The sequence below is a fragment of the Flavobacterium sp. P3_A6 genome, from assembly GCF_056403035.1.
Genome location: NZ_JBFUGG010000016.1, coordinates 106,104 through 115,127, shown reverse-complemented (window position 1 = coordinate 115,127; position 9,024 = coordinate 106,104). Strand labels below are relative to the sequence as shown.

The 9,024-nt window shown below is 28.6% G+C and carries 10 protein-coding genes; 1 reads left to right on the top strand and 9 read right to left on the bottom strand.

Annotated features, from left to right (window positions below; all coding sequences use genetic code 11):
• On the top strand, positions 1 to 181 hold a 181-nt coding region (locus AC1DVP_RS15275), incomplete at its 5' end, for a hypothetical protein (RefSeq protein WP_477184354.1).
• Between the two features lie 446 nt (positions 182 to 627).
• Here the strand turns inward: AC1DVP_RS15275 and lanM are convergent.
• The 9 genes from lanM to AC1DVP_RS15230 form a co-directional block, all read right to left on the bottom strand.
• The gene (lanM, locus tag AC1DVP_RS15270) at positions 628 to 2,127 is read right to left on the bottom strand and encodes a type 2 lanthipeptide synthetase LanM (RefSeq protein ID WP_477184353.1); all 1,500 of its coding nucleotides are present in this window, start codon (positions 2,125 to 2,127) and stop codon (positions 628 to 630) included.
• Positions 2,128 to 2,249: 122 nt separating this feature from the next.
• Positions 2,250 to 2,588, bottom strand: a complete 339-nt coding sequence (locus AC1DVP_RS15265) for a hypothetical protein (protein WP_477184352.1) — start codon at positions 2,586 to 2,588, stop codon at positions 2,250 to 2,252.
• Between the two features lie 202 nt (positions 2,589 to 2,790).
• Complete coding sequence (locus AC1DVP_RS15260) at positions 2,791 to 3,126, bottom strand: hypothetical protein (protein WP_477184351.1); 336 nt, start codon at positions 3,124 to 3,126, stop codon at positions 2,791 to 2,793.
• Positions 3,127 to 3,203: 77 nt separating this feature from the next.
• On the bottom strand, positions 3,204 to 3,539 hold the full coding sequence (locus AC1DVP_RS15255) for a hypothetical protein (RefSeq protein WP_477184350.1): 336 nt from the start codon (positions 3,537 to 3,539) through the stop codon (positions 3,204 to 3,206).
• Positions 3,540 to 3,643: 104 nt separating this feature from the next.
• Positions 3,644 to 3,973: an NHLP leader peptide family RiPP precursor gene (locus tag AC1DVP_RS15250; protein ID WP_477184349.1), complete on the bottom strand. Its 330-nt coding sequence runs from the start codon at positions 3,971 to 3,973 to the stop codon at positions 3,644 to 3,646.
• 103 nt (positions 3,974 to 4,076) lie between these two features.
• Positions 4,077 to 5,162, bottom strand: a complete 1,086-nt coding sequence (locus AC1DVP_RS15245; protein ID WP_477184348.1) for a hypothetical protein — start codon at positions 5,160 to 5,162, stop codon at positions 4,077 to 4,079.
• A 111-nt stretch (positions 5,163 to 5,273) separates the two neighbouring features.
• Positions 5,274 to 7,229, bottom strand: a complete 1,956-nt coding sequence (locus AC1DVP_RS15240) for an adenylate/guanylate cyclase domain-containing protein (protein ID WP_477184347.1) — start codon at positions 7,227 to 7,229, stop codon at positions 5,274 to 5,276.
• Between the two features lie 95 nt (positions 7,230 to 7,324).
• A complete protein-coding gene (locus AC1DVP_RS15235) occupies positions 7,325 to 7,645 on the bottom strand; it encodes an NHLP leader peptide family RiPP precursor (protein ID WP_477184346.1) in 321 nt (106 codons plus the stop codon).
• A gap of 383 nt (positions 7,646 to 8,028) precedes the next feature.
• Positions 8,029 to 9,009, bottom strand: a complete 981-nt coding sequence (locus tag AC1DVP_RS15230; RefSeq protein WP_477184345.1) for a M20/M25/M40 family metallo-hydrolase — start codon at positions 9,007 to 9,009, stop codon at positions 8,029 to 8,031.
• Positions 9,010 to 9,024 lie beyond the last annotated feature (15 nt).

Here is a 9,024-nt window from a genome sequence, read left to right as displayed (position 1 = left end):
AGTAGTAGTAGTAGTAGTAGTAGTAGTAGTAGTAGTAGTAGTAGTAGTAGTAGTAGTAGTAGTAGTAGTAGTAGTAGTAGTAGTAGTAGTAGTAGTAGTAGTATATTACAAGTGTTTTTTACACAATATTATTATAAAGTATGACCAAAATAATAATAAAAAGGTGTTTAAAATGCCATAGGAGAGCGCTGACAATAGTAAACTGTTCCAAAAGGGTAAATATTAAGTTTTTGTATGAACTATGCAATCCCGAAAACTTAAGAACATGGCTTTACGTTTTTTTGTTCTTAAAAATGCTAAACAATATAAAAACTCTTCTAACTTTTTTCGTGAATGCTTTTAGAACTTAAAGGAGAAATTTTTTAAATAGCATTCAAATACGATGAATTTCTAAATAAGATAAGCATATAAATATAGGCTATAAATATTTTTAAATAGCTTCTATCTTTTACTCATCGATAGACTATTCTAGTATTTATAAAGAAAATGATTCCTGAAACTTATATGAACTAGATTGTTTGTAAGTTCCTATCAATAGGTTATTTTCTAAAAAAACTTAAATACTCATAGAAAAAAGTAAAATAAGCGTAATCGGCTTTTTCATGTTGCTATATTTATTAGTAAGCCTTATTTAAGACTTTCTAAAATTATATTTTTTTGAAATTCTAAATCTTCTAATGAAAGTTTGTTTAGTTTTCTTTCTATATTTTCTACTGCACTAAGTTCAAAGAAATCTTCAATTACTCCAAACTCTGTATGTAAATCTCTAGAAGATGAATTTACCTCAAAATAAGGAATGTCTCCTCTTAACATTTGTGCTGTTTCGTGTTTAAGGATAAAACGCAAATTAGAGTCTATAGGAACGTTTTTGAAAGCAATTGAAAAATAGTCTTCTATTTTCTGTTTATGTAATTCTTTATCTTCTAAATTTTGTGGCAAGCTCATCAATCTTAAAATACGTCCATAGGAGTTGGTAGGTCGCCAGATATGTCTTACAGGAAGATTATGGAATTTTTGTATAGGAGAATCTTTAGATAATAAAAACGGCCTTTGCTTTAATAAAAGGGTATAACATTCCTCAAACCCCATAAGAAATTCTTGTAAATATTTCTCAACAAAAACTTTCTCCCCATTTAAAGTAGGAATATTTTTTTTAATATAATCCTCTTTCATTTCTTTATTTACCATCTTCCAATCTTTAGTGTATTGATTAATCCCAGCTTTTTTAAAATAAAAGCCATAGGTTTTTTTTGAATATCCTAAACCACACATCACACAAGAAGAAGAATTTTCATCATTGCTGGGTAACAAACCTGAGGTAAGCAACGAATCTCCAAATTGATCTAAATTATTATATTTATCTAAATCAGATTCACCAAAATTTTTTTTTACTCTATCATTAATCTTTGGTTGTATTATAGTTTCATGATCGATAAATACAACTGAATCACCGTTAGCAATAAGATTTTCCGCATGAAAATCAGTGGAGTTTAATAAATATAAAACACAGCATAAATATCCAGCTTTCTGATAATATTTTTTAATTTCTTCTTCTGTATTACAAGGTTTTTCTATTACAAATTCCTGCCAGTGGTATTGGTTTTTATTTAGTATGTGATACTTATAATGACCCAAAGAAAAAGAATCATTAAACCAATCTAATAGTTGAAAAAAAGGAAAAGAAATGGCTCCATTTGTAGGTTTATAAACTAAGTGATTTTTTCTAAAATCAACGATAGCTGTTGATGCACCATTATGAAAATCACCTTCCCCTATTTTAATGTCTTGGATTTCCCCCTCCTTTTGTTTAATCAAACCATTATTAAACAAATCAACGGAATCATTTTTATATGAACGGAGTATTTTTTCATACAATTGCTGAATATTGTTTTTTTGCAATGGTAAAACCTCGCCTAAAACAGGAAATAGTTGCCCCAGATTTTTCCAGTCATTATTTTTTAAATCCTCAAAAAAATCTTCAAAAATTAAATCTTTATTGTTTGCAATGCTAACAGATAATAACGCTATTATACTTTTTTCATATAAGGAGCAAATAGCATCATTAGTTTTTTCGTGAACCTGGAAAGACATATCTTTTAAATTCACATTTTCCATCTTATATTCCATCAAAATATTTATAGTTTATTATTAAATCACCTCTATATAAGGTTAACATAAAAGAGGCTGCATTGAATTTTCAAACAGCCTCTTTGTATTACCTGAAACAAGTTTTTATACTAACTCTTTATTTAGCAAGACAAAAATTGACAGCTTGAGGCAGCTAGCTCTTCTGCTTGTCCACCAGCTACTAAATTTAAATCTTCCTGACTTAATTCAATTGCATCTGAATCTCCGTCAAGCAAAACATATTGTACTGCAGATACATTCACATAAATTGTATCTTTATCTGTTTGATCAAAAACAACTATTTTTCTTGTTTCTCTTTGTATAAGATCAGGGTATAACTCAGCTATTGCAGCTCTAGGATTATTTACCAATCTTTCTTTAAAAGAAGCATCGTTAAGGGATTTAAGAATAACTTCTCTAACTTTTACTTTTGAGTCCTCTGTTAATTCAATTTTACTCATGATTTTAATTTTTTACGTTTATATTTATTTTTAATGTATATATTTGTGTATAGTCTTGGGATTATCAATTTTAAAAATTGCGTTCAGCACAATCTCTAAAAAATTGATTCTTTAAAACCAAATACAATTTTCAGTGTAGGAAATAAAGAGTCCGTCAGCCTCTTTGTATTACCTGAAACAAGTTTTTATACTAACTCTTTATTTAGCAAGACAAAAATTGACAACTTTTTGCAATAGCCTCTGCTTGTCCACCAGCTACTAAATTTAAATCTTCCTGACTTAATTCAATTGCATCTGAGTCTCCGTCAAGCAAAACATATTGTGTTGCAGATACATTAACATAAATTGTATCTTTATCAGTTTGATCAAAAACAACTATTTTTCTTGTTTCTCTTTGTATAAGATCAGGGTACAACTCAGCTATTGCAGCTCTAGGATTATTTACCAATCTTTCTTTAAAAGAAGCATCATTAAGGGATTTAAGAATAACTTCTCTAACTTTTACTTTTGAGTCCTCTGTTAATTCAATTTTACTCATGATTTTAAATTTTAAGGTTTATATTTAATTTTAATGTATATTTTTTTACATTGTTTTGGGTTATCCTAAGTCCTTATTTAACAAGATAAAAATGAACAACTTTTCGCAACAGCCTCTGCTAGTCCGCCAGCTACTAAATTTAAATCTTCCTGACTTAATTCAATTGCATCTGAATCTCCATCAAGCAAAACATATTGTGTTGCAGATACATTAACATAAATTGTATCTTTATCAGTTTGATCAAAAACAACTATTTTTCTTGTCTCTCTTTGTATAAGATCAGGGTATAACTCAGCTATTGCAGCTTTAGGATTATTTACCAATCTTTCTTTAAAAGAAGCATCATTAAGGGATTTAAGAATAACTTCTCTAACTTTTACTTTTGAGTCCTCTGTTAATTCAATTTTACTCATGATTTTAAATTTTAAGGTTTATATTTATACTTACTGTTGTATTCTTTTGGGTTTATCAATTTTAAAAAATTGCATTCAACACAATCTTTTAAAAAATTGATTCTTTACAACCTAATACAATTTTTGAGTGTAGAAAATAAAGAATCCGTTAAATTCTTCCACATCATTTGCTCACCTCCCGCAATTGCTTCTAGCTGGTCTTCTGTAAGTTCCAGAGTATCTATTTCTGGCTCTGCAGGCAGATTTACATATACTTTAGATTTATCGGTTTGGTCAACAACAACCAACTCTTTTCCTTCCGGCAAAACTATCTTAACACCTGTTAGTTTTTCTATTGCTTCTACAGGGTTCACTAATAGTTCTTTTCTAAATTTGATATCTTCCCACGCTTTAGAAATGACCTTTTGTATAACTTGTTGCTTTTTGTCTTCCATAACATTTCGTTTTCTATACTGTAAAAATAAGACTACTTTTTTCTATAAATTTGCCAAATTATACTTCAAAACTGACGAAGTTGTTTTAATCTCTTAAATATTTTTAGAAAAAACTTTTCTCTGATAAAAACCTGGTTCGACTATAGAGAGATTGGTTCGTAATCCAAGTATTATATAGGCTTTTGCTAGAGATTACTTTATCATTTAAAAAATTATTTATTTTTTCCGTAATCAATTCCTTATTTTCAAGATCTAGTTTAATTGTAAGTTTAGTGAAATCTATCAACAAAGATATTTTTAGAATATCATAACGTTTATTACAGGATTGCTGAAAAAAGGAAGTTAATGAATCAAAGTATTCCTCATAATTGCCATTTTTTAAGTGCTTATTTACAGAAATCCAATTGCTTATTATTTGTCTGTCAGGATTGTCTATTTCAAAATTCAAATCTATATTCCATTCATTTGGCAAAAAATCCAAATGATTATTCAAATTAGACTTAACGATATTTTCTACAATACTTATAAAGGCTTCATAAGTAAAATACTCTCTTACATCAGGATTTTTACTCCAATAGAAATTGTTTTTAAAAAAACTTCCAAACAAGCCTTCGTTGTATTCTCCGTTAAACAAGTAACACATTAAACTATTTGCAGTTTTATTTCCTAATTCCATTTGCTTACTTGTAAAATATACCTTTGCTATATTTTTATTTTGTTCAAAGCATCTTGTACTTAAAGTGTACACACCCTGTTTTATTAAATACTCAATTAGAGCAACAGCTTCTAATGTAAAAATAAATGATTTGTTAAAATTTTTAGTTTTATAATAATACAGTGCCTTAACAGACAATGTTCGCTGTTTTACATATATATATTGATTCCCTAAAAAGGAATTTTCAATTTCTTGCTCTATTGCTAAATATTTTTTAAAAGAAGCATCTAAATCCGTATTTTTAGTCAACATTTCCTTTACAATCTCAGTCAATTCTTTACGAAGATTCTCAATCCTTATACTATCTTCTTTATTCATTCCACATATTTCTTTTAATTCCTTTTCGTGGAGAGACTCAAACAATTTCATTTTTTCTTCTTCTTCAAAGAAAGATTTCTCTATAGATTTTGGGAAAGAAGGAATTAAAGACAAAAATTCCTCTATTTTTTCATACTCTAAAGTTGTTGTTCTCATATTTGAATGTTTTTTGTTAAATTGAAAAGTGTTTCTAAACTAGTTTTCTTAATCATAAAGATAAAGTTCAGTTTTTCTATAAATTTGCCAAATAGACTGACAAAAAGGAAATTAAAAATTGATATCCTTTTCTACAAAATACATTTTGAGTTCTCCCTTTCCCTTTGCTTGGATACTTCCTCGATATTCAAAACGAAAGCATTCTTCATTTTTTATGAGATTATAAAGCGATTCACTGATGTTAACTTTACCTACAATTCCGTTGCTTTCAATCCTGCTAGCGGTATTTACAGTATCACCCCATACATCATATTGAAATTTCTTTATTCCTACAATACCCGCTACAATGGGCCCTGCATGAATACCTAATCGCATCTCAAAAGCAGCAATATTATTAGCGTCGTTGTTAATTTTTCTTTTGGACATAAAATCCTGCATTTCTAATCCTGCCAATACAATATTTGTTAAAGATTGTTTATCTGGTTTTGGGATACCTCCAGCTGCCATATAAGAGTCTCCTATTGTTTTAATTTTTTCAATATTGTATTTCTCCGTTATCAAATCAAAAGCTTTGAAACAGGTGTTTATTTCTTCTACTAAATTTTGAGGAGACATTTTTTCAGCGGTTTGAGTAAAGGATTTAAAATCTGAAAAAAGTATAGAAACTAAAGTAAAATCTCGGGCATTAACAAAACCCTTTTGTTTTAGTTCTTGTGCTATTTCTTCTGGCAATATATTTAGTAATAGTTCATCGGAGAGGTCTTTTTCTATTTTTAAAGCTATTTTAGATTTTCGCGTGTAGTTTAATCTATTCCATAATCCTAAAGCAATAAGAACAATAAAACACAAAGAGATAATAATAATATTTCTTTGCGTTTCCTTTTTTTGAACTTCTTCTTTATGTTTGATTTCAACAGCGTGTTCTTTCTTTACATGAGATATGCTATCTAGTAATTGTTGACGTTGAAACTCCATATTCATCATTTTATTAGAAGTTTCTTCAGATTTTAAGCTGTCTCTGAAATTAATTGATTTTTCATAAAAATGAAGAGCCAATTTATCGTTTTTAGTAAACTTATATGCATTATAAAGACAATCACAAGCATCTTTTTTAACAGATATAGCGCCTATTTTTTCAGCAGTATTATATCCTTTAAGGCATTTTGTAATTGCTTGTTTGTTTTTATTTAATTTATTTAATATTTTTCCAAGAGCAACTTCTGTGATACTTATATATTGCAAACTATTAATTTCGGTAGAGTATTTTAGAGAAAGATTATAGTAATATAATGCTCGCTCAAAATTTGATTGTTTAAAAAACAATTCTCCTAAACTAGGTAATACTTCAATTTTTAATTGTTTATCATTTAGTTTATCTGCAATAACTAGTGCTTGGTAAAGATTCTTCTGAGCTTTTAGGTAATTAGCCAATTTTATATAGACTATCCCAGAAGCATTTAAGTTTTGAGAGATGGCTTTTACATCAGTACTATTTTTATAAATTAAATACGATTTATCATAGTATTTCAATGCATTTGGGTAATCTTCCACTTGCGAATATATTCCGCCAATGTTTTGTGAAGTTGCTGCAGTCATTTTAGTATCGTTTAGTTCTTCTTGAACAACAATAGCCTGTTTGTAATAATTTAAAGCATTTAGATAATTTCCTAAATAATAATAAACCCCTCCGATATTATTTAATATCGAAGAAATTCCTTTTTTATATTTTGTTTTTTTATATTCTTCGTTACTTTTCTTAAAAAAGAATAAAGCATTTGAATAATCTCCTTGATAATAATATGTTACTGCTTTATAACTATAACAATCACCTACTTTTCGACTTTTACCTAAAGAATTATAAATCCTTAAACTTTTATCGAAGTACAATAATGATTGTGAATAGTTCCCTGCATCTTGACTTTTCATACCTAAACTAAGAATGGAATCTGCCATCTTAATGTTTTTGTTTGTGACAATCACTTTTTGTCCAGTATTTGATTGTCCAAAAAAAGGCATTCCATTAAATAATAGAAAAATAGAGAAAATAATATTTATGACTCTTCTCATGAATATGTATGTTTTAATAAACATTAAAACGTACATATTCAAATATAGAATAGGTACGTTTTTAATTTTAAAAATTGCCAATAAGTAAATTTTTATTAAAAAATATTACCAGAAAAATTGTTCGGCTTAATAATTATAGGCGGGGTTGTATCTCCACCTGCAACTATATCAAGTTGTTCTTCATTCAATTCTACATCGTCCATATTGAGTTCAGCAGGAATATTGATAAAAATTGTTGAAGAATCTGTTTGATCAACAAATGCAATATTTTTACCTTCGGGTAGATGAATTGGGTGTCCTAAAAAACTTTCTATTGTTGCGACGGGTCGAGTTATTAAATTGCTTTTAAAAGCAGAGTCCTCCCATGCTTTTTTAACAATTGCATCTAGAATTTTTTGATCATTAGTTAATTCCATTTTTATTATATTTTAGTTAATTCCATTTTTACAATCGTGAAATTAGCTTCTTTTTTATGTATAGAATTGCCAAAAATGCTGACAAAAAACTTACTTAGCTACTTTATTATTAGTGCTTATACTATAATTTAGGACTTAATTTTTAGATAGTTTTATTAAGCTGATTCAAAGACATGGAATAGCCAAGTATGCAATAGGTAAGTTTAACAATATTGCTAAAAATGATATTGATATTATATTTAATACAAGAGACAATGAAAAAAGTTAACGTAATATTAAGAAAGAAAGTGGTGGCAAATAGGAAAATATCACTTTATCTGGATTTTTATCCACCAATATTAAATCCGAAAACAAATCAGCATTTATATTAATAACTCAATTAGTTAATCCTGATTAATAAAATATAGTTGTTGCGGATCATTTGCAATTGCCACTAATGCATTGTAAATATATTGAGATACCAAAGCACCTCCCTTGATATTTATTAAATCAATATCATCTTCAGGTGTATGATATTGCGGGTGGCCTCCTGTATGAAATCCCACTGCAGCTATAGAAGACTTATAAAATGAAACATGATCAGATCCACCAACTTCACCAGCGTGTATAACTGGATTAAGGGTACTGCTTTCGCTTAATTTCTTCATCAATTGCACTCCATTTGGAAAAGTTCCTGCGCCTCCCATATAAATTTGCTTCTCTTCATTTAGCCTTCCAACCATATCCATATTCAACATTACTTTTACAGCATTCTTTTCAATCGGCAAATGAGAAACGAAATATTTAGAGCCTAACAACCCTTCCTCTTCACCACTAAAAGAAATAAAAATGATGCTTCTTTTGGGTTTGACAGTAGCTTTTGATAATTGCTGCAGTATACACAGCAAGGCCGAAACTCCAGAAGCATTGTCATCTGCTCCGTTATGAATTGCCATTACTTCCTTTTTTTTACTATTCGAACCTTCTCCTCCCCATCCCCAATGATCATAATGGGCTCCTATTACTATAAATTCATTTTTAAGTTTTTCATCAGATCCTTCAATATATCCCACAACATTTTGAGTTGTAACGGTATCTGAGTTCACTTTATTGATGCCCTCTTTTACAAATAGCTTAAAAAATTGATAGTAACTTTTGTTGAATTCCTTCAGACCATATTTTTTAAAATGTTTTTTAATGTAAGATGCTGCCGCATTATTCCCTTTTGTACCAGGAAAACGGCCTTCCATCTTATCAGAAGAAAGATATTTATCGTGTTTGTAAAATGTTTTGGCATTAATACTATTTTGAGCACTACTGATGATAGTAAAAAATAGTGTGCTTATGAAAAAAAATTTAATTTTTGAAACTTGAAAACATTTCATGACTTATACTTTTTG

What these genes read in the sequence shown, in the direction of transcription:
- lanM (WP_477184353.1), bottom strand. Translation starts at nt 2,127, where the DNA reads ATGGAATATAAGATGGAAAATGTGAATTTAAAAGATATGTCTTTCCAG.
- AC1DVP_RS15265 (WP_477184352.1), bottom strand. Translation starts at nt 2,588, where the DNA reads ATGAGTAAAATTGAATTAACAGAGGACTCAAAAGTAAAAGTTAGAGAA.
- AC1DVP_RS15260 (WP_477184351.1), bottom strand. Translation starts at nt 3,126, where the DNA reads ATGAGTAAAATTGAATTAACAGAGGACTCAAAAGTAAAAGTTAGAGAA.
- AC1DVP_RS15255 (WP_477184350.1), bottom strand. Translation starts at nt 3,539, where the DNA reads ATGAGTAAAATTGAATTAACAGAGGACTCAAAAGTAAAAGTTAGAGAA.
- AC1DVP_RS15250 (WP_477184349.1), bottom strand. Translation starts at nt 3,973, where the DNA reads ATGGAAGACAAAAAGCAACAAGTTATACAAAAGGTCATTTCTAAAGCG.
- AC1DVP_RS15245 (WP_477184348.1), bottom strand. Translation starts at nt 5,162, where the DNA reads ATGAGAACAACAACTTTAGAGTATGAAAAAATAGAGGAATTTTTGTCT.
- AC1DVP_RS15240 (WP_477184347.1), bottom strand. Translation starts at nt 7,229, where the DNA reads ATGAGAAGAGTCATAAATATTATTTTCTCTATTTTTCTATTATTTAAT.
- AC1DVP_RS15235 (WP_477184346.1), bottom strand. Translation starts at nt 7,645, where the DNA reads ATGGAATTAACTAATGATCAAAAAATTCTAGATGCAATTGTTAAAAAA.
- AC1DVP_RS15230 (WP_477184345.1), bottom strand. Translation starts at nt 9,009, where the DNA reads ATGAAATGTTTTCAAGTTTCAAAAATTAAATTTTTTTTCATAAGCACA.